This window comes from Curtobacterium sp. UNCCL17, assembly GCF_000686685.1.
Taxonomy (GTDB): Bacteria; Actinomycetota; Actinomycetes; order Actinomycetales; family Microbacteriaceae; genus Curtobacterium; species Curtobacterium flaccumfaciens.
In genome coordinates, this window is sequence record NZ_KK366001.1 from 621,988 (window position 1) to 646,532 (window position 24,545).

Annotated in this window: 22 protein-coding genes and 1 tRNA gene; 17 read left to right on the forward strand and 6 right to left on the reverse strand. The window is 71.1% G+C overall.

Annotation, left to right across the window (positions count from 1 at the left end):
• The first annotated feature begins 30 nt into the window (after nt 1-30).
• From BR70_RS0112820 to BR70_RS20870, 8 genes are all read left to right on the forward strand, one after another.
• On the forward strand, nt 31-1,083 hold the full coding sequence (locus BR70_RS0112820) for an aspartate-semialdehyde dehydrogenase (RefSeq protein ID WP_027466394.1): 1,053 nt from the start codon (nt 31-33) through the stop codon (nt 1,081-1,083).
• A gap of 96 nt (nt 1,084-1,179) precedes the next feature.
• Entirely contained in the window at nt 1,180-2,667 is a 1,488-nt protein-coding gene (locus tag BR70_RS0112825) for a malate:quinone oxidoreductase (RefSeq protein WP_027466395.1), read from the forward strand.
• 58 nt (nt 2,668-2,725) lie between these two features.
• Complete coding sequence (locus BR70_RS0112830; RefSeq protein WP_027466396.1) at nt 2,726-3,859, forward strand: Rv2578c family radical SAM protein; 1,134 nt, start codon at nt 2,726-2,728, stop codon at nt 3,857-3,859.
• 170 nt (nt 3,860-4,029) lie between these two features.
• Entirely contained in the window at nt 4,030-5,250 is a 1,221-nt protein-coding gene (locus tag BR70_RS20865) for a sensor histidine kinase (RefSeq protein ID WP_051596894.1), read from the forward strand.
• Nucleotides 5,247-6,503, forward strand: a complete 1,257-nt coding sequence (locus tag BR70_RS0112840; protein WP_027466397.1) for a hypothetical protein — start codon at nt 5,247-5,249, stop codon at nt 6,501-6,503. The genes BR70_RS20865 and BR70_RS0112840 overlap by 4 nt, the downstream gene beginning before the upstream one ends.
• On the forward strand, nt 6,490-7,191 hold the full coding sequence (locus BR70_RS0112845; protein ID WP_035808846.1) for a response regulator transcription factor: 702 nt from the start codon (nt 6,490-6,492) through the stop codon (nt 7,189-7,191). Before BR70_RS0112840 ends, BR70_RS0112845 begins: the two co-directional genes overlap by 14 nt.
• A complete protein-coding gene (locus tag BR70_RS0112850) occupies nt 7,191-7,817 on the forward strand; it encodes a thymidine kinase (protein ID WP_027466399.1) in 627 nt (208 codons plus the stop codon). Before BR70_RS0112845 ends, BR70_RS0112850 begins: the two co-directional genes overlap by 1 nt.
• Before the next feature lie 251 nt (nt 7,818-8,068).
• On the forward strand, nt 8,069-9,115 hold the full coding sequence (locus BR70_RS20870; protein WP_035808847.1) for an LLM class flavin-dependent oxidoreductase: 1,047 nt from the start codon (nt 8,069-8,071) through the stop codon (nt 9,113-9,115).
• Nucleotides 9,116-9,195: 80 nt separating this feature from the next.
• Here the strand turns inward: BR70_RS20870 and BR70_RS0112860 are convergent, their stop codons facing one another.
• The 5 genes from BR70_RS0112860 to BR70_RS20875 all read right to left on the reverse strand — a co-directional run bounded on the left by BR70_RS0112860 (nt 9,196) and on the right by BR70_RS20875 (nt 14,685).
• A complete protein-coding gene (locus tag BR70_RS0112860) occupies nt 9,196-9,813 on the reverse strand; it encodes a response regulator transcription factor (RefSeq protein WP_027466400.1) in 618 nt (205 codons plus the stop codon).
• Nucleotides 9,810-10,844 carry a sensor histidine kinase gene (locus BR70_RS0112865; RefSeq protein ID WP_027466401.1) on the reverse strand — a complete coding sequence of 345 codons (1,035 nt, stop codon included), beginning with the start codon at nt 10,842-10,844 and terminating at the stop codon, nt 9,810-9,812. Before BR70_RS0112865 ends, BR70_RS0112860 begins: the two co-directional genes overlap by 4 nt.
• Nucleotides 10,845-11,000: 156 nt before the next feature.
• A tRNA-Pro gene (locus BR70_RS0112870) sits at nt 11,001-11,074 on the reverse strand.
• Between the two features lie 93 nt (nt 11,075-11,167).
• Nucleotides 11,168-12,124 carry a metallophosphoesterase gene (locus tag BR70_RS0112875; RefSeq protein ID WP_027466402.1) on the reverse strand — a complete coding sequence of 319 codons (957 nt, stop codon included), beginning with the start codon at nt 12,122-12,124 and terminating at the stop codon, nt 11,168-11,170.
• Complete coding sequence (locus BR70_RS20875; RefSeq protein WP_051596895.1) at nt 12,121-14,685, reverse strand: transglycosylase domain-containing protein; 2,565 nt, start codon at nt 14,683-14,685, stop codon at nt 12,121-12,123. The genes BR70_RS0112875 and BR70_RS20875 overlap by 4 nt, the downstream gene beginning before the upstream one ends.
• Before the next feature lie 50 nt (nt 14,686-14,735).
• Between BR70_RS20875 and BR70_RS23345 the strand changes: the two genes are divergently transcribed.
• Together BR70_RS23345 and BR70_RS0112890 are read left to right on the forward strand one after the other, a co-directional pair.
• A complete protein-coding gene (locus tag BR70_RS23345) occupies nt 14,736-14,894 on the forward strand; it encodes a Sp36 family protein (RefSeq protein ID WP_017888699.1) in 159 nt (52 codons plus the stop codon).
• A complete protein-coding gene (locus tag BR70_RS0112890) occupies nt 14,891-15,352 on the forward strand; it encodes a RidA family protein (RefSeq protein WP_027466403.1) in 462 nt (153 codons plus the stop codon). Before BR70_RS23345 ends, BR70_RS0112890 begins: the two co-directional genes overlap by 4 nt.
• Before the next feature lie 80 nt (nt 15,353-15,432).
• Here the strand turns inward: BR70_RS0112890 and acs are convergent, their stop codons facing one another.
• On the reverse strand, nt 15,433-17,385 hold the full coding sequence (acs, locus tag BR70_RS0112895) for an acetate--CoA ligase (protein ID WP_027466404.1): 1,953 nt from the start codon (nt 17,383-17,385) through the stop codon (nt 15,433-15,435).
• A gap of 829 nt (nt 17,386-18,214) precedes the next feature.
• Here acs and BR70_RS0112900 point away from each other — a divergent pair.
• The 7 genes from BR70_RS0112900 to tmk all read left to right on the forward strand — a co-directional run bounded on the left by BR70_RS0112900 (nt 18,215) and on the right by tmk (nt 24,522).
• Nucleotides 18,215-19,144 (forward strand): TadA family conjugal transfer-associated ATPase, encoded by a 930-nt coding sequence (locus BR70_RS0112900; RefSeq protein WP_027466405.1) that lies wholly within the window; start codon nt 18,215-18,217, stop codon nt 19,142-19,144.
• The gene (locus tag BR70_RS0112905) at nt 19,141-19,974 is read left to right on the forward strand and encodes a type II secretion system F family protein (protein ID WP_027466406.1); all 834 of its coding nucleotides are present in this window, start codon (nt 19,141-19,143) and stop codon (nt 19,972-19,974) included. The genes BR70_RS0112900 and BR70_RS0112905 overlap by 4 nt, the downstream gene beginning before the upstream one ends.
• Before the next feature lie 84 nt (nt 19,975-20,058).
• A complete protein-coding gene (locus tag BR70_RS0112910; RefSeq protein WP_027466407.1) occupies nt 20,059-20,298 on the forward strand; it encodes a DUF4244 domain-containing protein in 240 nt (79 codons plus the stop codon).
• A gap of 10 nt (nt 20,299-20,308) precedes the next feature.
• Nucleotides 20,309-20,614, forward strand: a complete 306-nt coding sequence (locus tag BR70_RS0112915; RefSeq protein ID WP_051596897.1) for a TadE family type IV pilus minor pilin — start codon at nt 20,309-20,311, stop codon at nt 20,612-20,614.
• 1 nt (nt 20,615) lies between these two features.
• On the forward strand, nt 20,616-21,095 hold the full coding sequence (locus BR70_RS20880) for a hypothetical protein (protein WP_051596898.1): 480 nt from the start codon (nt 20,616-20,618) through the stop codon (nt 21,093-21,095).
• The gene (gene topA / locus BR70_RS0112925; protein ID WP_027466409.1) at nt 21,071-23,890 is read left to right on the forward strand and encodes a type I DNA topoisomerase; all 2,820 of its coding nucleotides are present in this window, start codon (nt 21,071-21,073) and stop codon (nt 23,888-23,890) included. Before BR70_RS20880 ends, topA begins: the two co-directional genes overlap by 25 nt.
• Nucleotides 23,887-24,522, forward strand: a complete 636-nt coding sequence (gene tmk / locus BR70_RS0112930) for a dTMP kinase (RefSeq protein WP_027466410.1) — start codon at nt 23,887-23,889, stop codon at nt 24,520-24,522. The genes topA and tmk overlap by 4 nt, the downstream gene beginning before the upstream one ends.
• Nucleotides 24,523-24,545 lie beyond the last annotated feature (23 nt).

Genomic DNA, 24,545 nt, shown 5'->3' on the forward strand with positions numbered 1-24,545 from the left:
GTCGATCCGCTGAACCACCAGGAGCACCGCATGAGCACCCTCACCGTCGCCGTCGTCGGCGCCACCGGCCAGGTCGGCGCCGTGATGCGTCGCCTGCTCGAAGAGCGCGCGTTCCCGGCCGACCGGGTCCGCTTCTTCGCGAGCGCCCGTTCCGCCGGCACGACGCTGCCGTTCCGGGGTGAGCAGATCGTGGTCGAGGACTCCGAGCTCGCCGACCCGTCCGGCATCGACATCGCGCTGTTCTCCGCCGGGGCCACCGCCTCCCGGGCCCTCGCGCCGAAGTTCGCCGCAGCCGGAGCGCTCGTCGTCGACAACTCGAGCGCCTGGCGCATGGACCCCGACGTCCCGCTCGTCGTGAGCGAGGTGAACCCGCACGCCATCGACCAGGCGCCGAAGGGCATCATCGCGAACCCGAACTGCACGACCATGGCGATCATGCCGGTGCTCAAGGTGCTCGACACCGAGTCCGGGCTCCGCCGCCTGGTCGCGACGACCTACCAGGCGGTCTCGGGTTCCGGGCTCGCCGGGGTCGAGGAACTCCTGGGCCAGGCGAAGGCCGCGCTCGAGCAGGACACCGCTGCGCTGACGCACGACGGATCCGCCGTGACGTTCCCCGAGCCCGTCAAGTACGTCCGCCCGATCGCCTTCGACGTCGTGCCGCTCGCCGGCAGCATCGTCGAGGACGGCCTGGGCGAGACCGACGAGGAGAAGAAGCTCCGGAACGAGAGCCGGAAGATCCTCGAGCTCCCCGACCTGCTCGTCGCCGGCACGTGCGTGCGCGTCCCCGTGTTCACCGGGCACTCCATCTCGGTGTACGCCGAGTTCGAGCGTCCGCTGTCGCCCGAGCGTGCGACCGAGATCCTGTCGAGCGCACCCGGAGTCGAACTCTCCGACGTCCCGACCCCGCTGCAGGCCGCCGGCCAGGACCCGGCGTTCGTCGGCCGCATCCGCGCGGACCAGTCCGCGCCCGAGGGCCGCGGCCTCGCCCTGTTCGTCAGCAACGACAACCTGCGGAAGGGCGCCGCGCTCAACGCGGTGCAGATCGCGGAGACGATCGTCGCGCGCCGCTCCGTCGACGCGTAGCGCGCCGAGCGCGACCAGCAGACGGACAGGAGGCCCGTGGCGACACCGCCACGGGCCTCCTGTCCGTCTGTCGGATGCCGCCGGTAGGATCGACGGGTGGCAGAGCAGCAGGTGGACCCCATCGACGTCGTCCTGATCGGCGGAGGCATCATGAGTGCCACGCTCGGGGCCATCATCCACAAGCTCGAGCCCAGCTGGAAGATCCGCGTGTACGAGCGGCTCGGCACGGTTGCGCAGGAGTCCTCGAACCCGTGGAACAACGCCGGTACCGGGCACTCGGCACTGTGCGAGCTGAACTACACGCCGGAACTGCCGGACGGCCGTGTCGACATCGCGAAGGCCGTCACGGTCAACGAGCAGTTCCAGGTCTCGAGGCAGTTCTGGGCGCACCTGGTCGAGACCGGTGTGCTGCCGGAGCCGTCGAACTTCATCAACCCCACGCCGCACATCTCGTTCGTCTGGGGCGAGGCCAACGTCGCCTACATGCGTGCCCGGTACGAGGCCATGCGTGACCACCCGCTCTTCGCGGGCATCGAGTTCTCGGACGACCCGGCGCAGATCCGGAAGTGGGCGCCGGCGCTCATCCCCGGCCGCAAGAAGGACCAGCCGATCGCGGCGACCTACTCGGCGGCCGGCTCGGACGTCGACTTCGGGTCGCTCACCCGCCAGCTCTTCGACCAGCTCGAGATCGACGGTGTCGAGTTCGAACCCTCGCACCAGGTCACCAACCTGACCCGCTCGAAGGTGTCCGAGGGCTGGGTGCTCAACGTCCGCAACGAGATCGGCCGGTCGACGCAGCGCATCGCCGCGAAGTTCGTCTTCGTCGGCGCCGGCGGCGGAGCCCTGCACCTGCTGCAGAAGTCCGGCATCCCGGAGATCCGGGGCTACGGCGGCTTCCCGGTGTCGGGCGAGTTCCTGCGCACCGACGACCCCGAGGTGGTGCAGAAGCACTCGGCCAAGGTCTACGGCAAGGCCAGTGTCGGCGCCCCGCCGATGTCGGTGCCGCACCTCGACACCCGCATCGTCGACGGTGGTTCGTCGCTGATGTTCGGGCCGTACGCCGGGTTCAGCCCGAAGTTCCTGAAGCAGGGCTCGGTCCTCGACCTGTTCCGCTCGATCCGGCCGCACAACCTCCGCCCGATGCTGAGCGTCGCGTTCTCGAACTTCGACCTGGTCCGCTACCTGGTCGGCCAGCTCCTCGCGTCGAAGCACACCAAGTTCGAGGCGCTCCGTGACTTCATGCCGAGCGCCGAGCCCGAGCACTGGCACCGCATCACCGCTGGGCAGCGCGTCCAGGTGATCAAGCCCGACAAGGACAAGGGCGGCGTGCTGCAGTTCGGCACCGAGGTCATCACCGCCGCCGACGGTTCGATCGCGGGGCTGCTCGGGGCGTCACCGGGTGCCTCGACCGCCGTGCCGATCATGCTCACGATGCTGCACCGGTGCTTCCCGGACCGGTGGGACGCCTGGCAGGACGACGTCCGAGCGATGGTGCCGACCTACGGGCAGGACCTCGGCGACGACCCGGAGCTGGCGGACGCCACGCTCGAGCGCACCGCGAAGGTGCTCGGCCTGCACCACTGAGGACTGCCCCGGACCGCTCCGGCTTGCGGTCCGTTCGAACGTGTGTTCGAATGACGGCATGCGGTGGAGTGGACAGGCGATCGATGCCGAGCAGAGTGACGCGCTGCCCGGGATGGAGTCGAACGGCGGGTTCGTCCGGAGCGTGACGACGCCCGAGTTCGCCGGGGTGACCTTCCACGAGGTCCTGGCGAAGAGCGCCCTGAACCGGGTGCCGAGCGCGGACGGCTCGGGGACGTACGGCTGGACGATCAACCCGTACCGCGGGTGCAGCCACGCCTGCGTGTACTGCTTCGCCCGCCCGACGCACACGTACCTGGAGTTCGACGGCGGCGCCGACTTCGACCAGCAGATCGTGGTGAAGACGAACGTCGCCGAGGTGCTGCGGCGTGAGCTCGGCAAGCCCTCGTGGGACCGCCACCCGGTGGCGCTCGGCACGAACACCGACCCGTACCAGCGGGCCGAGGGGCGGTACCGCCTGATGCCTGGTGTCATCGAGGCGCTGGCGGAGTCGCGCACCCCGTTCAGCATCCTGACGAAGGGCACGCTGCTGCGCCGCGACCTCCCGCTGCTGGTCGAGGCGGCGAAGGTGGTGCCGGTCGACCTCGCGATGTCGATCGCCGTGTACGACGACTCGCTGCAGCAGTCGGTCGAGTCCGGCACCCCGACGACGTCGGCCCGGCTGGCGACCGTGCGGGCGATCCGCGACGCTGGGCTCGACTGCGCGGTGTTCCTGATGCCGGTGCTGCCGTACATCACCGACACCCGCGCACACCTCGACGACGCCATCGGTCGGGCGACCGCGGCCGGTGCGACGAGCATCATGTACTCGGCGCTGCACCTGCGACCCGGCGTCAAGCCGTGGTGGTTCGAGTGGCTCGGCCGCGAGCGACCCGACCTGGTGCAGCGGTACCGCGCGATGTACCTCGACAACACCTACGCGCCGAAGGACTACCGACGGTGGCTGTCGGAGCGCATCCGCCCGATCCTGGCGGCCCACGGGGTCGGACTGGGGCGCGTGGACCCGGCGACGGGGTCGATGGGCTTCTCCGAACTGCGAACGCCGCAGCCGCGCGTGCCGCAGCCGCGCGTGCCACAGGAGCAGTCGGTGCCGACGGTGTCACCGCTGAAGCGCGCCGACCCCGGGTTCGACCAGCGGCTGCTCCGGCCGGCGGCGGCACAGACGCTGTTCTGAGGGGTGTCCGTCCGGGTCGTGTCCGGTCCACGTTCGGGGGACAGCAAGACCCCGGTCCGGGCCGCTATCATCGTGCGGGTCGCCGCACGGCCCCGGATTCGGGGTACACGGCCGCTGCTCCGGTGGTTGGATCGTGGACGGCGCCCTCGCCACCCGGAAGGATCCACCTCGTGCTCGGCATCCCCACGCACCTCGCACCGCGAGTGAACGCGTGGTCGACCGTGCGCGCATTCCACGCCGGCGCCATCGGGTCCCTGTTGGCCGCGGCCATCACGCTCGTGCTCTACGGTCTGTCCGAGCCCGGGGTGCAGGTCGTCGGCACCGCGCTGGCGGTCGTCCCGATGCTCGCCATGATCGGCGTGCACGTGCAGTTCGGCACCCGGGTCTCGGCGATCGCGTTCCTGGCCGTCGGCGGTGTCTGCGCCTGGTGGTTCGCCGTCGGGGTCCAGCAGCAGGTGCCGACCGGGTGGGTGACCTCGTACCTGATGTCCCTCGTCGTGATCCCGCTCATCCTGGTCGGGGGAGCGGGGGCCGTGCCGAGCCGCGTCGTGCTGTGGTCCTTCGTGGGCTTCCTGACCGGACGACTCGCCACCTGGATCGCCATCGTGCAGGCCGACCAGTCGCCCCGTCCGCTCATCCTGGCGTGGGTCACCCTGGGCTTCGTGGTCGCGCTCGTGCTCTTCACCACCCGCAGCACGGGCCGGAGCGAACGGGTGCAGCCCGAACTCCTGCGCTCCGCGCGCGAAGAACACGTGTCCGCCTACCGCGCCGGGGTCGAGGCCGAGGCGTCCGCGATCCTGCACGACACCGTGCTCAACCACCTGGGCGCGATCACCCTCGCGCCGGACGGCCCGATGGACCCGCACCTCGCCGAGACGGTCGACGCCGACGTCGCGGTGCTCACCGGCAAGGGGTGGCTCGCGCCGGCCGCCCGCCCGCGTCCCGGGGCCGCGGCCGAGGCGTTCGGTGCCATGGTCGACGAACACCGGACGCTCGGGCTCGACGTCACGGTCTCCGGTGACACCTCCGCGCTGGAACGCCTGGACCAGCGTGCACTGTCGGCGGTCGTCCGAGCCGTCGGCCAGTGCCTGGCCAACGTGCGGAAGCACGCGGGCACCGACGCCGCCGAGGTGAGCGTGTTCGACGACAGCGCGTCCTGCACCGTCATGGTCGTCGACGACGGTCGTGGGTTCGACGAGGACGCCACCGGAGCCGACCGGATGGGCCTCCGCGGTTCGGTGCGTGAGCGGATCGGCCGGGTCGGCGGTGACGTCCAGATCTGGTCGTCGCCCGGCTCCGGCACGAGCGTCATGATGACCGTGCCGTACGGACCGGTCACCGGCGCGGTCACCGTGCCCGTGATCAGTGACGACCGGGGGACCGGGCGATGACGGCGGCACGGCAGCGCGGGTCCCGCCGCACCGCGCAGCAGTACGACCCGCTCGGCGCGATGGGGTCGCGGCCCCTGGCCCTCGTGCTCGGGGCCGGCAGCGTCGTCTGGGCCCTGCTCGTGTCGATCTTCGACCGCGACGTCGTGGGCAGCCCGACACTCAGCGCCCTCACGGTGCTGCTCGTCGCGGCCTCGGCGGTGGTGGTGTTCGCTGCCTCGAGCCCGTTCCGTGCGCCGTTCCCTCGTTCGGCGTTCGTCGCGCACGTGGGGTTGCTCGGCCTGGCGTCGGTCACGAGCGTCGCGGCGCAGTGGGGGCCGGACCGCAGTGCCCTGAACGACTTCATGTCCCTGATCACCGCGACCGGCATCGTCATGGTCGCCCCGTACCGCCCGTGGACGGACCTGACGATCGGCGGGGTCGTCCTGGCAGCGGTGAACGCCGTGACCTGGGGCGCGGGTGCAGCCGAGTTCCCGCACGAGGTGCCGGTCGCCGTCGCGGCGTTCCTGGCCGCGGCCCCGACGCTCGTGCTGACCGCCGCGTCCGCGGTGTTCGCCTGGACCTTCGCGGGGCTCGCCGAACGGGTGCAGATCCGTGCCGGGTCGTACTCCGTCGCGCGTGCCGAGCGGGACGGCATCGCGGCGAGCGTGCAGCAGGACCGCTCGACGATCCTGTCCCGCGACGTCGCCCCGTTCTTCGCCGAGCTCCGCACGCGCGACGTCATCACCGACGCCGACCGTGCCCGTGCCCGCGCGATCGCCGACGGCATCCGGGCGTCCATGGTCGCCGACGCCGATCGCACCTGGTTCGAGCACGCCGTCCGGGTCGACGGCGGCCAGGCGCCGGTGGTCGACGACCCCGACGGCCTCATCGCGACGCTCGACACCGACCAGCGGGCGGTCGTCCGCACCTTCGTCCGTGCAGCGCTCCGCGCGTCGACCGTCGACCCGGCCGGGTTCCGCGCGACCGTGCGACGAGCCGACACCGTGGCGGGCCCGGCCGCCCAGGCAACCCCGGCACCCCTGGCAACTCCGGCGTCGCCGGCAGCGTCGGCGCCCCTTGCCGCCCGGCCCGCGCAGTCGCCCGCACTCGCTCGTGTGTCCGTCGACATGGAACTCGCCGTCGCGGACTCCGACATCGGCATCCACCGCACCTTCGACCCCTACTTCGCCGTCCTCCGCGTGACGTTCCCCGACCTCGACGTCGCGGTCCGCCCTTCCGCCCTCGCACTAAGGTTCTCCTATGACCAGCACTGACCCGAACAGGCTCTCGGAGGGGTCGCCGTCCCTCCCGAACCCGGGAGCACGACGTGTGCGGCTGGCCATCCTCGACGACCACGAGGTGCTGCTGGACAGCCTGTCGAGCTGGATCGCGGTGAACGCGTTCGACTTCGACCTGGCCCTGACCGCGCACACCTGGCTCGAGATGGTCCACAGCGACAGCTTTCCGACCGACCTGGTGTTCCTGGACTTCCAGCTCAAGGAACCCGTCTCGATCGAGGCCCGCGTCCGCACCTGCCGTGCCGCCGGCGCGAAGGTGATCGTGCTCTCGAGCGTCGACAGCCGTGAGTCCCGCGACCGTGCCCTGGCCGCCGGTGCCGCGGCGTTCCTGTCGAAGTCGCTCCCGATGCGCGAGGTCATGGACGTCGCCCGCGAGATCATGGGCGTCGCCCGCGAGACCCCGCAGCCCCGGGAATGGCGTCCGCTGCCGACGGGCGCCGCCGCCCACCAGCGGCCGAAGCTCAGCGCCGGTGAAGAAGAGGCGCTCCGGCTCTACGTGTCCGGCTACTCGACGAACGAGGTCGCCGCGCAGATGAACGTGCAGTACGAGACCGCCAAGACCTACCTGCGTCGCGTGCGCGAGAAGTACAGCAAGGTGGGCCGCCCCGCCTCGAAGAAGTCCGACCTCATCCGGCGGGCCGCCGAGGACGGGTTCCTCGCGTAGTGGCGAAGCTCTACTTCCGCTACGGCGCGATGAACAGCGGCAAGAGCACGGGCCTGCTGCAGGCCGCCTACAACTACGAGGAGCGCGGACACCGGGTGCTGCTCGCCAAGCCCGCCGTGGACACCAAGGGCGACCGTGAGATCGTCTCGCGCCTGGGCGTCACCCGGACCGTCGACATCGTCTTCTCCCCGGATGCCGACGTGCGCCAGGCCGTGACCGCCGCCGGCGCCGTCGACCCCGAGTCGGACCGCCTGGACGGCATGGTGCGGCCCGTCAGCTGCGTGCTCGTCGACGAGGCGCAATTCCTCTCCCCGCGGCAGGTCGACGACCTGCTGCGCATCGCGGTGCTCGACGAGATCCCGGTCATCACGTACGGCATCCGCACGGACTTCCGCACCGAGGCGTTCCCCGGCAGCGCCCGACTGCTCGAGGTCGCGCACTCCCTCGAAGAACTGAAGACCATCTGCCGCTGCGGCCGCAAGGCGGTCTTCAACGCCCGCACGGTCGACGGTCGGTTCGTCTTCGACGGCTCCCAGGTCGCGATCGACGGCGTGGACGTCGCCTACGAGTCGCTCTGCGCCAACTGCTACCTGACGGAGTCCGGCGGCCGCCTCGACGGCGCCTGACGCTCGCGCCCGAGACGCCACCGAAGGGCGGCCTGGAGGCGCGGTACGGGCCCCGCCACGGGCCTCCAGTCCGCTGCACGGTGCGTCCAGGGCGCGCCGCACGCGTCCGCCGAGTGGTCGCGAACCGTCGCTGCCGCGACCTCCAGGCGACGCCTGGTGACCCGTCGGCGGCCGCGCGACGACATGTCCTGACCAGTCGACGTCCCGGTCCCGGGTGGAATGCGGGCGGGCCCGCGCGCGTTGGTGACCACATGACCGACGACACCCTGCACCTGTCCGTCCTCGACCTGGCCACCCGCGAGTACGGCCAGTCCAACACCGAGGCCCTGCAGGGGTCCATCGACATGGCCGTGCACGCCGAGCAGCTCGGGTACGAGCGGTTCTGGGTCGCCGAGCACCACGGGATGCCGGGCATCACGTCCTCGGCCCCGGCGGTGCTGCTGAGCGCCGTGGGTGCTGCCACCTCGACCATCCGCATCGGTTCGGGTGGCGTCATGCTGCCGAACCACGCGCCCCTCGTCGTCGCCGAGCAGTTCGGCACGCTCCGTGCCCTGTACGGCGACCGGGTCGACCTCGGGCTCGGGCGCGCTCCCGGCACCGACGGCGCGACGGCGATGGCCCTCCGCCGCACGGACCGACTGGACGTCGACGACTTCCCGGACCGCCTGGCCGACCTGATCGGGTTCTTCACCGGCATGGGCGCGGAGAACCCGCTGGCCGGCATCCGCGCCGTGCCGGGCTACGGTGACGTGCCGGAGTTCTGGCTGCTCGGGTCCTCGGGCTACAGCGCCCAGGTCGCCGGTGCGCTCGGCATCTCGTTCGCGTTCGCCCACCACTTCGCGTCGGACAACACCGAGGCCGCACTCGCCCTGTACCGCGACTCGTTCCGTCCGTCGCGCTTCCGCCAGACGCCGAACGCGCTGATCGGCGTGCAGGTCGTCACCGACGAGGACCCCGCCGTCATCGACGAGCAGAGCGCCCCGGGCATGATCTCGTTCATCCGGATGCGCTCGGGCCGGAAGCCCGAGCCGGTGTCGATGGACGAGGCGCGTGCGTACGAGTTCAACGACCTCGAGCGTCGGTTCATCGCGGCCCGTACCGAGCGTCAGGCCTACGGCAACGCCGAGCAGGTCGCGGAGAAGATCAACGCACTCGTGGCGTCGACCGGGGCGAACGGCGTGATCGTGTCGCCCGGTGCTGCGCAGGCGCGGTACCGGCACCAGGCGCTCGACGTCGTGGCCGGGCTGCACGCCGCCGGCAAGCTCGTGCCCGCGGGCGCGGCTGCTGCGTCCGTCTAGTCGGGGTCGCTTCGTGAGCAGGAATGGTCGGGTGTCCACTGGGCACCCGACCATTGCTGCTCACGGAGTTCCGCGGAGCCTCAGGTGAGCAAGCCCAGACGCGTGGCCGCGGCGACCGCACCGACGCGGGAGCTGACGTCGAGCTTGCGGAACACGTTGTAGACGTGCCGCTTGACGGTGCCGATCGCGAGCTGCAGGTCGGCGGCGATCTCGGCGTTGGTGCGTGCGGCGGCGATGAGTCGCAGGACCTCGAGCTCGCGGTCGCTCAGCGGTGAGCCGGCACGGGCCTCCGTGACCAGGTCGACGGGGAACGTGACCGGAGCCGCGTCGGCATGTGCCGCACGCGCGATCCGGTCGACGAGTTCGCGGCTCGGGGTGTCCTTCGTGACGAAGTCGACCGCGCCGGCGTCGAGCAGGGTGCGGCGGAGGACCGCGTCCCGGTGCATCGTGAGCACCACCACCCGGATGTCCGGGCGGGTGCGGCGGATCGTGGCGATCGTCGTCCGTGCCGGAGGACCGTCCAGCTCGACGTCGAGCAGCAGGACGTCGACCGCGGCGGCCTCGGGGGAGTCGAGCACCTCGGCCGGTCGCTCGCCGTGTGCGACGACGCGGATCGTGGGGACCGCGGCCAGGATGGTGGCGAGCCCTTCACGGAACAGCCGGTGGTCGTCGACGATGGCGACGTGGGTGACGGTCACAGGGTGCCCCTCGGGATCCTCAGGCGGACGGTGGTGCCGTGCTGTCGGCTGCCGCGGGTGCTCTCGACGTCGAGCCGAGCGCCGATCACCGCGGCGCGCTCGCGCATCGTCTGCTGCCCGAGGCGACCGTCGACGTCGCTGTGCACGTCGAAGCCCGGGCCGTCGTCAGTCACCGTCACCACGACGGCAGCGGGGGACCACGCGAAGCGCACCGAAGCCGTCGAACCCGGGGCGTGCTTACCGTGGTTCGTGAGCGCCTCGAGCAGGATCGTCAGCGCTTCCTCCGCCTGCCAGTTCGGCAGTGGACCGGAGGTGCCCGTCGACTCGATGGACAGGCGGACGTCGTCGGGGAACAGGTCGTGCACGTGCCGGCGGAGCGCGTCGTCCAGCTGTGCGTCACCGACGCGGGCATGCAGGCTCACCGCGAGGTCCTGCACGTCGCCGAGCGCGCTCCTGAGCAACCGTGCCGCGTCGTCGAGCTGTGCGGCGCGCTCGTCCGCGGGCGGGTCCGTCAGCAGGACGAGGTCGAGGCGCTGCAAGCCGGCGAGGATGCCGTGTGCCACGCGGTCGTGCAGGTCTCGCGCGATCTGCGTGCGGGAGTCCAGGTGTGCCGTGGTGACACGCTGGCGCAGTGCCTCCGTGTACGCGACCGCCCCGGCCGGGAACCGGCTCCAGATGCCGGCGTGCAGGGCCCTGGTGGCCCGCAGGACCTCGGCGGTGGACACCGCGCCGACCTCGTCGACGAAGACCGGCAGGTAGGCGTCGAAGAGCATCTCCGCCGCGAGCATGGCGCCGGCCGGGTGCTGGGCGTGCTCGGCGTGCAGACTGCCGGTCGCCAGGTGCTCGGGGTCGAGGAACGTGTGGCTCACGACGCTTCCGTCGGTCCCCGCCGCGTAGCGCTCGTGGGCCTCGGCGATCATCGACGTGACGTTCTCCGTCAGGTTCCCCGCGAGCACCGGGTCGTCCGCGATGTCGGGGAACTCCGCAGCGATCGTGGTGAGCACGGCGGCGAGGGGATGGTCGTTCTGCATGGCGTTTGCGAGCGTAGCGGGAGGTGGTGCTCGCAGCGGGGGACGAACGGACCGAGTGGGTCGTGCGACCCATCGGCGGTCGAGCTGCGCCCGGGGAAAGCAGAAGGCCCTGGTTCCGGAGAACCAGGGCCTTCTTCGTACTGTCTCAACACAGTGTCGGGGTGACAGGATTTGAACCTGCGACCTCCTCGTCCCGAACGAGGCGCGCTACCAAGCTGCGCCACACCCCGCGGTGTGATCACTCCGTACCGGAGCAACCCGACAATACTATCCGATGATCCAGGGTGCTCACGACCATCCGGCGAACTCCCGGGCGAGTCGGGTCAGGACGCCCGTGCGGAGAGGGTGACCACGACGGCCTCGGGTCGGCAGGCGAACCGGACGGGCGCGTAGATCGAGGTGCCGAGGCCCGCGGAGACCTCGAGCCACGACCAGTGGTTGCGGTGCTCCCACTTGTGCAGCCCACTGGCGTACCGACGGGGGAGGTCGCTGTTCGTGACGAGCGCGCCGACCCCGGGGACCGCCACCTGACCGCCGTGGGTGTGCCCGGCGAAGATGATGTCGGCGCCCTGGGTCACGAAGGCATCGAGCACCCGACGGTAGGGGGCGTGCGTGACACCGATGGCGACCGGCGCGGGGCCGTCCTCGTCCTCGGACCACGGCACGTCACTGCGCATCTCGTCGACGTTGGTGGGGAGCAGGTCGAGCCGGTCCCAGTCGCGGTGCGCGTCCGAGGTGCCGAACAGCTCGAAGCGGGAGCCGCGGAGTTCGATCGCGTGCGCCTGGTCGTTCAGATCGAGCCAGCCGAGCGACTCGAAGAACGCCGTCTGCCGATCGATGTCGAGCCCGACGGGCTCCGCGGCCTTGTGCATCCGGCTCGGCCCGGAGAAGTACTTGAGCGGGTTGCGCGGGGAGGGCCCGAAGAAGTCGTTCGACCCGTAGGCGAAGACCCCGGGCACCCCGCGGAACGGCTCGAGCGCGTACTCCACGGCGGCGTTCGCGGTCGCGTGGCCGAGGTTGTCCCCGGTGTTCACGATGAAGTCCGGTTCGACCAGGCTCAGGTCGCGCAGCCACTGCTGCTTGTCGGCCTGCCACGGAGCCATGTGGATGTCGGACAGGTGCAGGACGGTGACGTCGCGGGAGCCCGGCGGGAGCACCGGGACGGTCTCCCACCGGATCCCGAAACGGCGACGCTCGACGAGCGAACCCCAGGCTGCCGACGCGGCACCGACGGCCGCGCCGGCTGCGAGGACCCCGAGTGCGGTACGACCGCGGGTCACTTGCAGTCCTTGGGCGCCTTGCCGTTCTTGTCGCCGTACAGGGTCAGCGTGACCGTCGAGTCCTTGTTGGCGTCGGTGTGCACGCCGGGCTCGACCGAGGCGACACGGCACTCCTTGTCGCCGCCGCCCTTCGCGTACTGCTCGGCGATGGCGACGTTCGTCAGCCCGACCTGGTTCAGCTGGGCGCGTGCGTCGGAGAGGGGCTTGCCCGTCACCGACGGCACGGTGATCTGCGACCCGTCGGAGGTGTAGACGGTGACGCTCGACCCGGACGACAGCAGCGAACCGGCCGACGGTGAGGTCGAGGTCACGGTTCCGGCCTTGCCGGCGCCCGGCTGCGCGCCGCCGTCGACGTAGGTGAAGCCGGCACCCGAGATCGCGGCGCGGGCCTCGTCGGCCGTCTTGCCGCGGAGGTCCGGCAGCGCCTTGCTGTTGCCGCGGAGGGCGGAGGTGTTCGGGTCGGTGAAGGCACCGGCGGGGTAGGCGGCGTTGATCGGGGTCATCGCCTGCTGCCACACGCTCGCTCGGACACCGGCGTACGTGCCGTTGACGCCGTTGCTGTAGTGCCGCAGGTTGTTGAGCTTGCCGTCGGTGTTGCCCTGCCAGTACGCCGTCGCGACCCGCGAGCTCGACCCGACGAGCCAGATCTGGTTCGCGGTGTCGGTGGTACCCGTCTTGGCGAAGAGCTGGGTACCGTCCGGGGTCTGCGCGCCGCGGGCGGTACCGCTGGCGATCGTGCCCTTCATGGCGTAGACAGCGGCGTGGGCCACCTCGGGGTCGAGCACCTGCTTGCAGTCCTTGGTCTGTCCGCCGAGCTGCTTGCCGCTGGGGGAAGTGACCTGCTCGATGGCGATCGGCTTGCAGTAGATGCCGTTGTTCGCGACGGCGGCGTAGGCGGCTGCCATCGTCATCGGAGCGATCTCGTTGACGCCGAGGACGGACGATGGGGTGTACTGCAGTTCGCCGCCGTCGGCGCGGTGCACGCCGAGGGACTCCGCCGTGTCGCGGATGTCGCACAGGTCGAGCTTCTGCGCCATGTTCAGGAACGCCAGGTTGATGGAGCCGGCGGTCGCGGCGGCCACCGTGTAGTTGCCGCTCTCGCCGGGGCTGTCGTTCTTCGGGTTGTAGTTGCCCGCGGTGATCGGTGACCCGCAGGCGGTCCAGCCGGACGACATGTTCCGTGGTGCGCCGCTGACGACCTCGTTGAGACCGTGACCAGCCTTGAGCCAGGCGAGGAGCGTGAACAGCTTGTACGTCGAGCCGGTCTGGAAGCCGCCGGAGTTGCCGTACTTGTAGTCGACGCTGTAGTTGATCGAGGTCGACGTCGGCGCGGACTTCAGGGACTGGTCGTAGTCCTTGTTCTGCGCCATCGTCAGGATGCGACCAGTGCCCGCCTCGATCGAGTTGAGCGTGGCCCCCAGCGCCAGGCCGGTCTCGGCCTTGTTGTCGTAGGTGTTGACGAGTCGCTTCTGCTCGGCGTTCAGGTCGATGTTCAGCGTCGTCTGGATCTTGTAGCCGCCGTTGCGCCACGCGGTGTCACGGGCCTTCTGCGACGATCCGAGCTGCGACATCTCCTTGACGACCTTGACGGCGTAGTCGCAGAAGAACTGCGATCCGTCGCCGACCGACGCCCGGCACCCCTGCGAGGGCTGGGTCAGGCGGACGTAGTCCTTCGGGTTCGAGGCGACGGCCTGGTCGTACTCGGCCTTCGTCAGGTTCTTCTGGGCGTACATCGACTTCAGGATGACGTCGCGCCGGGCGACGTTCGCCTCGTACTTCTTCGGGTTCGACAGGTTGCGCGCCTCGGGGTACTGCACGATGGCGAGCAGTGACGCCGCCTCGGCCGCGGTCAGGTCGGTCGCGCTCTTGTTGTAGTAGTGCTGCGCGGCGGCCTGCACGCCGTACGTCTGGTCACCGAAGTAGGCGATGTTCAGGTAGGCGGTGAGGATCTCCTTCTTGGAGTACTTCTTCGCCAGCCCGATCGCGAGCTTCATCTCCTCGAGCTTGCGGGGGATGGTCTGCTCGACTGCCTCGTTGTAGGCCTTGACCTGCTCCTTCTTCGTGGGGAGCTCGAGGGCCTGCTGCATCTTGATGTTGCGGACGAGCTGCATCGTCAGCGTGGAGCCACCGCCGGAATCGCCGAGACCGCCCGCGAGGCTGCCGACGCCGGCGCGGACGAGGGACGTCATGTCGACGCCGCCGTGGTCGTAGAAGCGCTTGTCCTCGCCGTCGATCGCGGCGTTCTTGAGCTGTTCGCTGATCTGGTCGAACTTCAGCTCTTCGCGGTTCTGGTCGTACACGGTCGCGAAGTGCACGGACTTGCCGCCCGAGTACGCGTAGACCTCGTTGCGCTGCGGGAGGTCACCGATCTCGATGTACTCCGGCAGGGACTCGAACACGCCGATGGTGGACGTCGTCGTGACACCGGCGACCGCGATGGCCGGGGTGACACCGATCGTGACGAGCAGGCCGGCGAGGGCACTGAACCCGACGAATCCGATGAAGGCGCCGACTGCTGAGACGGGCTTGGTCCGCGATGCAGACGTCTTCTGGGCAGACATAGGATGCAGCCTAAACGACACCCCCGACTGAAAGGCTGGCAAGGAACCGCATGACTCGCTGGGAGTACTTCACCACGCCGCTGATGATCCACAACACCACCGCGATCCTCAACAACTACGGGGACGAGGGCTGGGAACTGGTCCAGATCGTCACCGGACCCGAGGGCGGTCTCGTCGCCTACCTGAAGCGCCCCAAGGCTGACGCATGAGCGTCTCCGACCGGCTCGCCGCCCTCGGCCTGACGATCCCCGCGGTCGCCGCGCCCGTCGCCGCGTACGTCCCCGCCGTCGTGACGGGGCAGTACGTGTACACGGCCGGTCAGCTGCCGTTCGTCGACGGTGCCCTGCCCGTGACCGGCAAGGTCGGCACCGACGTCGACGCCGAGACCGCCGCCGCCCAGGCTCGTGTGGCCGCGCTGAACGCCCTGGCCGCCGTGCAGTCGGTCGCCGGGTCGCTCGACCGCGTGGCGCGGGTCGTCAAGGTCACGGTCTTCGTCGCGTCGGACCCGTCGTTCACCGGGCAGCCCGGTGTCGCGAACGGGGCGTCGACCCTGGTCGGCGAGGTCTTCGGTGACGCCGGCGTCCACGCGCGGAGCGCGGTGGGCGTCGCGGTGCTCCCACTGGACGCGCCGGTCGAGGTCGAGTTGGTGGTGGAACTCACCGCCTGACGGACCGTCAGTCGAACGCAGGACGCGAGCAGGGCCTCCAGTCTGGATCTGACTGGAGGCCCTGCTTCCGTCTGGCGTGACTACATGAGTTCCGAGATGGTCGCCATGATCGTCGGGTCGGCGAGTGTCGTCGTGTCGCCGATGCGGCGGCCCTCGGCCGCGTCGCGGAGCAGCCGCCGCATGATCTTGCCGGAGCGTGTCTTCGGTAGCTCCGGCACGATGACGACCTGGCGCGGCTTCGCGATCGCGCCGATCCGCTTGCCGACCCAGTTGCGGAGTTCCGCGGAGGCGGCATCACGGTCGACGTCGGCGGCGGCCTCGGCCGTCAGGATGACGAACGCGACGACGGCCTGCCCGGTGGTCTCGTCGGCGGCACCGACCACGGCGGCCTCGGCGACGCCCTCGTGGCCGACCAGGGCGGACTCGATCTCGGCCGTCGACAGGCGGTGGCCGGAGACGTTCATGACGTCGTCGACGCGGCCCTGGACCCAGATGTCGCCCTGCCCGTCGAGCCGTGCGCCGTCGCCGGCGAAGTAGCGGCCGGGGAACCGCGACCAGTACGTCTCGACGAACCGGTCCGGGTCGTTCCAGATCCCGCGGGCCATCGACGGCCACGGCTCGGTGATCGTCAGGTAGCCGCTCTCGCCGGGGTCGGCGCGGTTGCCGTCGTCGTCGACGATCTCGGCGACGATGCCGGGCAGGGGCGTCTGCGCGGCGCCGGGCTTCAGCTTCGTGACGCCGGGCAGTGCGGAGATCATGATCGCGCCGGTCTCGGTCTGCCACCACGTGTCGACGATCGGCGTGCGATCGTGGCCGATGACCTGCCGGTACCACTGCCACGCCTCGGGGTTGATGGGTTCGCCGACGCTGCCGAGCAGGCGGAGGGTCTCGAGGCTGCGCGCCTCGGGGATCTCGCGGCCGGCCTTCATCGCCGCGCGGACCGCCGTGGGTGCGGTGTAGAGGACTGTGACGCCGTAGGCGTCGACGAGGTCCCACCAGCGCCCGGGCTTCGGTTCGTCGGGGGTGCCCTCGTAGAGCACCTGGGTGACGCCGTTGGCGAGCGGGCCGTAGACGACGTAGGAGTGGCCGGTGATCCAGCCGATGTCGGCGGTGCACCAGTAGACGTCCTTCTCCGGGTGCATGTCGAAGACGTTCTTGTGCGTGTAGGCCGCCTGGGTCAGGTAGCCGCCGGAGGTGTGCACGATGCCCTTCGGCTTCCCGGTCGTGCCCGAGGTATACAGGATGAACAGCGGGGTCTCGGCGGGGAACGCCGGGGCCTCGTGGGTCGGTGCCGCCTTGGCGAGCTCGTCGTGCCACCAGAGGTCGCGGTCGTTCCACGCGATGTCGTTGCCGCCGCGCTTGACGACCAGGACGTGCTCGACCGTGTCGGTGCCCTCGCCGGTCAGTGCCTCGTCGACGGCGGGCTTGAGCGGTGAGACGGCGCCGCGCCGCCATCCGCCGTCCGCGGTCACGACGAGCTTCGCGCCGGCGTCCTCGATGCGGGCGCGGAGGCTCTCCGCGCTGAACCCGCCGAAGACGACCGAGTGCACGGCACCGATGCGGGCGACGGCGAGCATCGTCACGACGGCCTCGGGGATGAGCGGCAGGTACACGATGACCCGGTCGCCCCGGCCCACGCCCAGGTCGGTGAGCATGTTCGCGGCGCGCTGCACCTCGGCGGTCAGCTCGGCGTAGGTGATGCGGCGCGTGTCGCCGGGAGCGCCCTCGAAGTGGATCGCGACCCGGTCGCCGTTGCCGGCGCGGACGTGTCGGTCGAGGCAGTTCTCGGCGACGTTGAGCGTGCCGTCGGCGAACCACTTCGCGAACGGGGCGCCCGACCAGTCCAGGGTCTGCGTGAACGGGGTGCGCCAGTCGAGCAGGGAGCGGGACTGCTCGGCCCAGAAGGCCTCGCGGTCGGCTGCTGCCGCGCGGTGGAGGTCCTCGCCGGCGACCGCGTCGGCCACGAACTCGGGCGGCGGCGCGAAGGTCGCTCCGTCGTCGCCTCGGGGGTCGGTCTGGGTCGGAGTGGACATCGATGTCCTTTCGCGTCGTTGCGGCCTCTGGTGGCATCCGTCGTGGGTGCGTGCGTGCATCCGGGGCGGTTGCGTGCGTGCATCCGTCGCCGGTGCCTGCGTGCATCCGTCGCCGGTGCCTGCGTGCATCCGGAGACTACCCCTCGGCCGGGTCGGGGCGCGGCACGCCCGGACGTCGTGTCCGGGGTTGCCCTCGAGGGTCGATCGTGGGGTACAGTAGTTCCCGCTGGACTCGTTTCCGGCGGCATCGAATCGGATTCCCCCCAATCCCTCGATGTCAAGGCGGCACCTGTTCCCCCCAACCGGTGCCGCCTCTTCTGTTTCCCGGGGTCCGACTCGAGCGACGCTTGCTCGTCGGGCTCCGTCGTGTGCCCCGATCCGCGCAGGGACGCCGGTCGCGTGGACAGACCGGTCCATGCTCGTGCATGCATTCTGCATGTTCTTGCGTAGCAGGTGCTACGCACAGTGCGGCCGTGGGAAGCGGGGGTGGCGGGTCACCCCGAGTGCGTCGGTGTCGCATTATCGACCGGGGTACGGCTTTCCGTTTCGGGGGACAAACCGGTCCGTTGGTGGGGCATCCCGACGTTGTCCACAGAAGTGGGGACCGTCTCTCCGGTGCGGTGGCGCGCTCCCTACCGTCGGCGGCATGCCCCTGCACCGTGCTCCTCTACTTCCCCGCGCGTCGGCGTCGGTGTCCGCCGCGTCGCCGTCTCACGCCTCGGCGCCTGCTGCGTCGACACCGCCTGTGTCCTCGGCACCGGCGCGGCCGTTCGCTCCGTCCGCCCCCTTCCTGCCCGGAACCGCGCAGCCGACTCGTCGCCGGGCCGCCGTGGTCGTCGAGTTCGAGGAACTCGCAGCCCTGGTGACGGATGCCACCGTGACGGACGTCCTGGTGCTCGGTGGCGTCGGGACGTGGGTCGACCGCGGAACCGGCCTCGAAGCCGTCCAGCCGCGACTGACCGAAGCGCGAGCCCGCGAACTCGCGACCCGGCTCGTCGCGCTCGGCGGTCGCCACGTCGACGAGACCACCCCGTGCGCGGACGTCCGGCACGGCGACGGCGTCCGGGTGCACGTCGTCCTTGCTCCGGTGTCCGTCGGGGGCACCGCCGTGTCGATCCGGCTGCCACAGGTCCAGCGACCCTCCCTCGCCACCCTCGAGCGCGGCGGGACCTTCGCATTCGTCCCGCGATCGGTCGTCGAGGACGCCGTCGCCGCGCGCCGGAACGTCCTGGTCACCGGCGCGACCGGCAGCGGCAAGACCACCCTGCTCGCGGCGATGCTCGGGAACGTCCCCGTCGACGAGCGCATCGTGACGGTGGAGGACGTCGCCGAGCTCCGGATCGCCCACCCGCACGTCGTCGCGCTCGAGGCGCGGCAGGCCAACGCCGAGGGGGTCGGCGCGCTCGGCCTCGACCGGCTCGTGCGCGAGGCGCTGCGGATGCGACCCGACCGGATCGTCGTGGGGGAGTGCCGCGGTGCCGAGGTCCGCGAACTCCTCTCCGCCCTGAACACCGGGCACGACGGGGGAGCCGGCACCGTGCACGCCAACGGCATCGCCGACGTCGCCGCTCGCCTCGAAGCACTCGGCGCACTCGCCGGCCTCGGTGCCGAGGCGCTCGCCCGGCAGGCCGTCAGCGCCTTCGACCTGGTCCTGCACGTGGAACGACGAGCAGGACAGCGGCGGCTGGGCGGCGTGGGCACGTTGTGCGTCGGCCCGGACGGGAGGCTCGAGGTGCGCCCGGTGGACGGGCTGCGGTGAGCCGACCCACACCCGACGGCCCGGCGCGGGTTGCCGGGGTGCTCGACCGGGTGGCGACGCTGGTCGCGGCGGGAGTCCCGCCGCCGCGGGCCTGGCGGCTCGTCGGCGGACTGCCCGGGGCCGGGGGACCCGCGCAGCAGGACATCGTCGTCGTCCTCCGCGTGGCGGACCGGACGGGAGCGCCCGTCGCGGAGACCCTCCGTGGGCTCGCAGGCGCGCTCCGACGCGCCGCCGCCTCGGACCGCGCGATCCGGGTCGCCCTGGCCGGTCCGCGGACGAGCGCCCGGGTCGTGCTCGCGCTGCCGCTCTTCGGGCTGGGCCTCGGTGCGGCCTGGGGCGCCGGTGCCGTCGAGGTCCTGGTCGGTTCACCGGCCGGTTGGGCGTGCTCGTGCACCGCGGCGGCCCTCGTCCTGGCCGGTCGGAGGTGGACCGCCCGGCTGGTCCGTTCCGCGACGCCCGACGGCCGCGTCCCCGGGGTGCTCCTCGACGCCTGGGCCGTGGCGGTCGCCGGAGGCGGGTCGTGGACCACCGCCGGGCAGGCCGTCGCCGAGGCGTCCGCGGGAGCCGCCGCGCCCGCCGGAGACCTGGACCGGCTGCGGGAGGTCCTCGACCTCGCCCGGCGTGCAGGAGTCCCCGCCGCAGGGTTGCTCCGCCGCGCCGCCGAGGACGTGCGCGACGAGGCCGCTGCCGACGGGCTCGTGGCGGCGGAACGACTGGCCGTCCGACTGGTGCTGCCACTCGGCGTCTGCGTCCTGCCGGCGTTCGTGCTCGTGGGGGTGGTGCCCGTGGTGGTGGGGGTCCTCTCCTCCACGGTGGGCGGTACTGAATGACTTCTCCACAGATGCCACCGTGACTGCCTCGTCGACACCCCGGCCCGGACACGCTGGTCCCACCGAACAGAAAGGACGGACACCATGAGCACCACGTCATCCCCCGGCAACCGCACCCGTCGGACCATCCGCCACCGTCACCCGCGCCCCCTCGTCGCCCGCTGGGGGTCACGACTGCGGGACGACCGGGGATCGGCGACCGCCGAGTACGCGGTCGTCATCCTCGCCGCCGTGGCCTTCGCCGGTGTGCTCGTCGCCGTCATGCGGTCCGGCGAGGTCCAGACCATCCTCACCGACCTCGTCCGTGGCGCGCTCTCGCTGTGAGCGCGGCTCCGTGACCGTCGAGTTCGCGGTGGCGCTCCCCGTGGTGGCGATCGTGCTGACCGCCCTCGTCGCGGCGGTCCTCGTCGTCGACGCGCAGGGCCGTCTGCAACTCGCCGCAGCCACCGCCGCCCGGGCGATCGGGCGCGACGACGAGAGCCAGGGGCGGTCAGCGGCCGACCGGATCGTCCCGGGGGTCTCGGTCGTCGTCCGGTCGGACGGCGACCTGGTCTGCGTCGACGCCACGCGCGGCGCGACCGGTCCCGCCGCGGCGCTCCCACTGAGCGCGACGGGGTGCGCCGCGGCCCGAGGGGGTTGACGTGACGAGTCCCGACGGCCAACGCGGCTCGGCGACCGTGCTGCTCGTGGCGGTCCTCGGCGTGGGTGTCCTCGTTGGGTCGTCGGCGCTCGCCGCAGCCGGTCACCGCACGCAGGCCATCCGGGCCCAGGGCGCCGCCGACGCCGCCGCCGTGGGCACCGCGGCGGCCGCCACCGGGTTGGTGCCGGGGGAGCCCTGCGCGATCGCCACCCGGATCGCCACGGCGAACGGGGCCGCCCTCGACGCCTGCGAACTCGTCGCCACCACGGCCCGGGTCCGCGTGGTCGTGGGCACGGGTCCGTTCGTCGTCAGCGCACTCGCGGTGGCCGGTCCGGCAGGCGACCCGCCCGAACACTATGTGTATGGTGTGCCTGTCGGCCCGCGGTCACCGATGTCCCGGTCGACCCGGACACGCTCGTGGACAGGGCCGATCAGCACCATCGATCAAGGAGACACGTGCCAGGCACGAAGAAGCTCGTGATCGTCGAGAGCCCTGCGAAGGCGAAGACGATCGCGCAATACCTCGGTGACGGATACGAAGTCCAGGCCTCGGTCGGACACATCCGCGACCTCGTCGAGCCGAAGAACCTGCCGGCCGAGCTCAAGAAGGGCTCCCTCGGCAAGTTCTCGGTGGACGTCGACAACGGCTTCGAGCCGTACTACGTCGTGTCCGACGCCAAGAAGAAGACCGTCTCCGAGCTGAAGCGTGCCCTCAAGGACGCCGACGAGCTCTACCTCGCAACAGATGAAGACCGCGAGGGTGAAGCGATCGCGTGGCACCTGCTGCAGGTCCTGAAGCCGAAGGTCCCCGTCAAGCGGATGGTCTTCCACGAGATCACGAAGGAGGCGATCCAGCGCGCGCAGGAAGCCACCCGTGAGCTCGACACCGCCCTCGTCGACGCGCAGGAGACCCGCCGGATCCTCGACCGTCTCTACGGGTACGAGGTCTCCCCGGTCCTGTGGCGCAAGGTCGCCCCCGGTCTGTCCGCGGGCCGCGTGCAGTCCGCCGCCACCCGACTCGTCGTCGACCGTGAGCGCGAGCGCCTGGCCTTCGTCTCCGCCAACTACTGGGACCTCTCCGCCCGGTTCGAGAAGGCCGGCGAGTCCTCCTTCTCCGCGCGACTCGCCCGGATCCACGGCACCCGCGTCGCCTCCGGTCGTGACTTCGACGACCGCGGCACGCTCAGCGGTGACGTCGTCCGGCTCGACCAGGCCGCTGCCGCGTCGCTGACGACGGTCCTCGAGCGCGCCGGTGACGCCACCGTCCGCAGCGTCGACTCGAAGCCGTACACGCGACGCCCGGCCGCCCCGTTCACCACGTCGACGCTCCAGCAGGAAGCCGCTCGTAAGCTCCGTCTGTCCCCGCGACAGACCGCTCGTGCTGCGCAGACCCTGTACGAGAACGGCTACATCACCTACATCCGTACCGACTCGGTCTCGCTCTCGAAGCAGGCCATCGACGCCGCTCGCAAGCAGGCAGCCGACCTGTACGGTTCGGCCACCGTGCCCGACAAGCCCCGTCTCTACGCGAGCAAGAGCAAGAACGCGCAAGAGGCGCACGAGGCGATCCGTCCCGCTGGCGACTCCTTCCGCACCCCGCAGGACCTGCAGGGCACCCTGACCGGTGTGGAGTGGCGCCTCTACGACCTCATCTGGAAGCGCACCATCGCGTCCCAGATGGCGGACGCCAAGGGTTCGACCGCGTCGATCGTGCTCGGCATCTCCTCCACCGAGCCGGTCGAGGGCATCGCGTCGACCGCGAACGGCACCGACGCCGAGTTCACCGCCTCGGGAACCGTCATCACGTTCCGCGGCTTCCTCAGCGCCTACGAAGAAGGCCGTGACGAGGACCGCCACGAGTCCTCCGAGCGTGCCGGCCAGGACGTCGCCCTGCCGAACGTGGCCCAGGGCGAGCACCTCTCGGTCACCGACGTCGAGGCGAAGGGGCACGACACCACCCCGCCGCCGCGCTTCACCGAGGCGAGCCTCATCAAGACGCTGGAAGAGCTGGGGATCGGGCGTCCGTCGACCTACCCCACGATCAGCCCGACGATCATCGACCGTGGCTACGTCTCGCTCCGCGGCACGCAGCTGGTGCCGAACTGGATCGCGTTCAGCGTGGTGCGGTTGCTCGAGGAGTACTTCGGCGAGCTCGTGGAGTACGACTTCACCGCCGAGATGGAAGAAGACCTCGACCGCATCGCCCGCGGCGACGCCGACCGCGTGGACTGGCTCAAGGGCTTCTACTTCGGTGGCGGCGACGACGACCAGCGCGGCCTGCGGACCGTCATCGACAACCTCGGTGAGATCGACGCCCGCGAGATCAACTCGGTCGAGCTCGCTCCGGGCCTCACGCTCAGGATCGGTCGGTACGGCCCCTACATCGAGGTGCCGAGCGACGACCCCGAGAAGCCGCGACGCGTCAACGTCCCCGAGGACCTCGCTCCCGACGAACTGACCGTCGAGAAGGCGAAGGAACTCGTCGACGCCCCGGTGATCGGAGACCGCGTCGTCGGGATCAACCCGGAGACCGGGAAAGAGGTCCTGGCGAAGGACGGCCGCTTCGGCCCCTACGTCACGGAGCGCAGCCCCGAGCCCGAACCCACCGTGGACCCGAAGACCGGCGAGGTCGTCGAGGCACCCGCAGCGGCAGAGGCCCCGGCGGCCGAGGCAGCTGCGGCGACCGCGACGAGCGAGACGGCGACGGCGAAGAAGGCCCCCGCCAAGAAGGCGCCCGCGAAGAAGACGACGAAGAAGGCCGCGGCGCCGAAGGAACGCACCGCCTCGCTCTTCAAGTCGATGGACCCGCAGACCGTCGACCTCGAGACCGCGCTGAAGCTCCTCGACCTTCCCCGCGTCGTGGGCCAGGACCCGGAGACGGGCAACGACATCACGGCGCAGAACGGCCGGTACGGGCCGTACCTGAAGAAGGGGACCGACACCCGGACCCTGCCCGGCGAGGACGCGATCTTCGACATCGACCTGCCCGGTGCACTCGAGCTGTTCGCGCAGCCGAAGTACGGCGGCAACCGCACCGCGAGCGCCGCCCTCAAGGAGTTCGACGCCGACCCGGTGTCCGGCAAGCCGATCAAGATGAAGGACGGCCGGTTCGGCCCGTACGTCACCGACGGTGAGACGAACGCGACCATCCCGAAGGGCGAGGACGTCGAGGCCGTCGACCACGCCCGCGCGGTGCAGCTCATCGCCGACAAGCGTGCCAAGGGGCCGGTCAAGAAGAAGACCCCGGCTCGTCGGACGGCGGCCAAGAAGAAGTGACCGGTCGCTTCATCACGCTCGAGGGCGGCGACGGCGCGGGCAAGACGACCCAGGCGGAGCTGCTCTCGGCGTGGCTCGGCGCGCACGGCCGGACCGTGGTGCGCACCCGCGAACCCGGCGGCACGGACCTCGGCGTCCAGATCCGGCAGATGGTCCTGCACGAGCGGGGCCACGTCGCTCCCCGGGCCGAGGCACTGCTGTACGCGGCCGACCGTGCCCAGCACGTCGAGACGGTCGTCCGTCCGGCGATCGCCCGTGGTGAGGTCGTCCTGCAGGACCGCTACATCGACTCGTCCGTCGCCTACCAGGGCGTCGCGCGCGGGCTCGGCGCCGAGCAGGTCCGCTCCGTCTCGGAGTGGGCAGCGGACGGTCTGGCACCGGACCTCACGATCCTGCTCGACCTCGACGTCACCGTCGGACGCGCCCGGGTGGCCGCGGCACGGGGGGACACCTTCGACCGCCTCGAGTCCGAGGCCGCGGCGTTCCACGAGTCCGTCCGTCAGGCCTTCCTCGAGATGGCCGAGGCTGAGCCATCGCGCTTCCTGGTGGTCGACGCCTCGGACCCGACCGACGCCGTGCAGGACGCGGTCCGTCGAGCGGTCGCTCCGCTCGTCGGGATCGACCCGGCATGACGGTGGTCACTGACAGGATGGTC

Bases quoted from the DNA above. Each gene is read 5' to 3' on its own strand.
- BR70_RS23345 (WP_017888699.1), top strand. From the start codon at position 14,736: ATGACTCGCTGGGAGTACTTCACCACGCCGCTGATGATCCACAACACC.
- BR70_RS0112840 (WP_027466397.1), top strand. From the start codon at position 5,247: ATGACGGCGGCACGGCAGCGCGGGTCCCGCCGCACCGCGCAGCAGTAC.
- BR70_RS20870 (WP_035808847.1), top strand. From the start codon at position 8,069: ATGACCGACGACACCCTGCACCTGTCCGTCCTCGACCTGGCCACCCGC.
- BR70_RS0112820 (WP_027466394.1), top strand. From the start codon at position 31: ATGAGCACCCTCACCGTCGCCGTCGTCGGCGCCACCGGCCAGGTCGGC.
- BR70_RS0112845 (WP_035808846.1), top strand. From the start codon at position 6,490: ATGACCAGCACTGACCCGAACAGGCTCTCGGAGGGGTCGCCGTCCCTC.
- BR70_RS0112830 (WP_027466396.1), top strand. From the start codon at position 2,726: ATGCGGTGGAGTGGACAGGCGATCGATGCCGAGCAGAGTGACGCGCTG.
- BR70_RS0112890 (WP_027466403.1), top strand. From the start codon at position 14,891: ATGAGCGTCTCCGACCGGCTCGCCGCCCTCGGCCTGACGATCCCCGCG.
- BR70_RS0112910 (WP_027466407.1), top strand. From the start codon at position 20,059: ATGAGCACCACGTCATCCCCCGGCAACCGCACCCGTCGGACCATCCGC.
- BR70_RS20875 (WP_051596895.1), bottom strand. From the start codon at position 14,685: ATGTCTGCCCAGAAGACGTCTGCATCGCGGACCAAGCCCGTCTCAGCA.
- BR70_RS0112865 (WP_027466401.1), bottom strand. From the start codon at position 10,844: ATGCAGAACGACCATCCCCTCGCCGCCGTGCTCACCACGATCGCTGCG.
- acs (WP_027466404.1), bottom strand. From the start codon at position 17,385: ATGTCCACTCCGACCCAGACCGACCCCCGAGGCGACGACGGAGCGACC.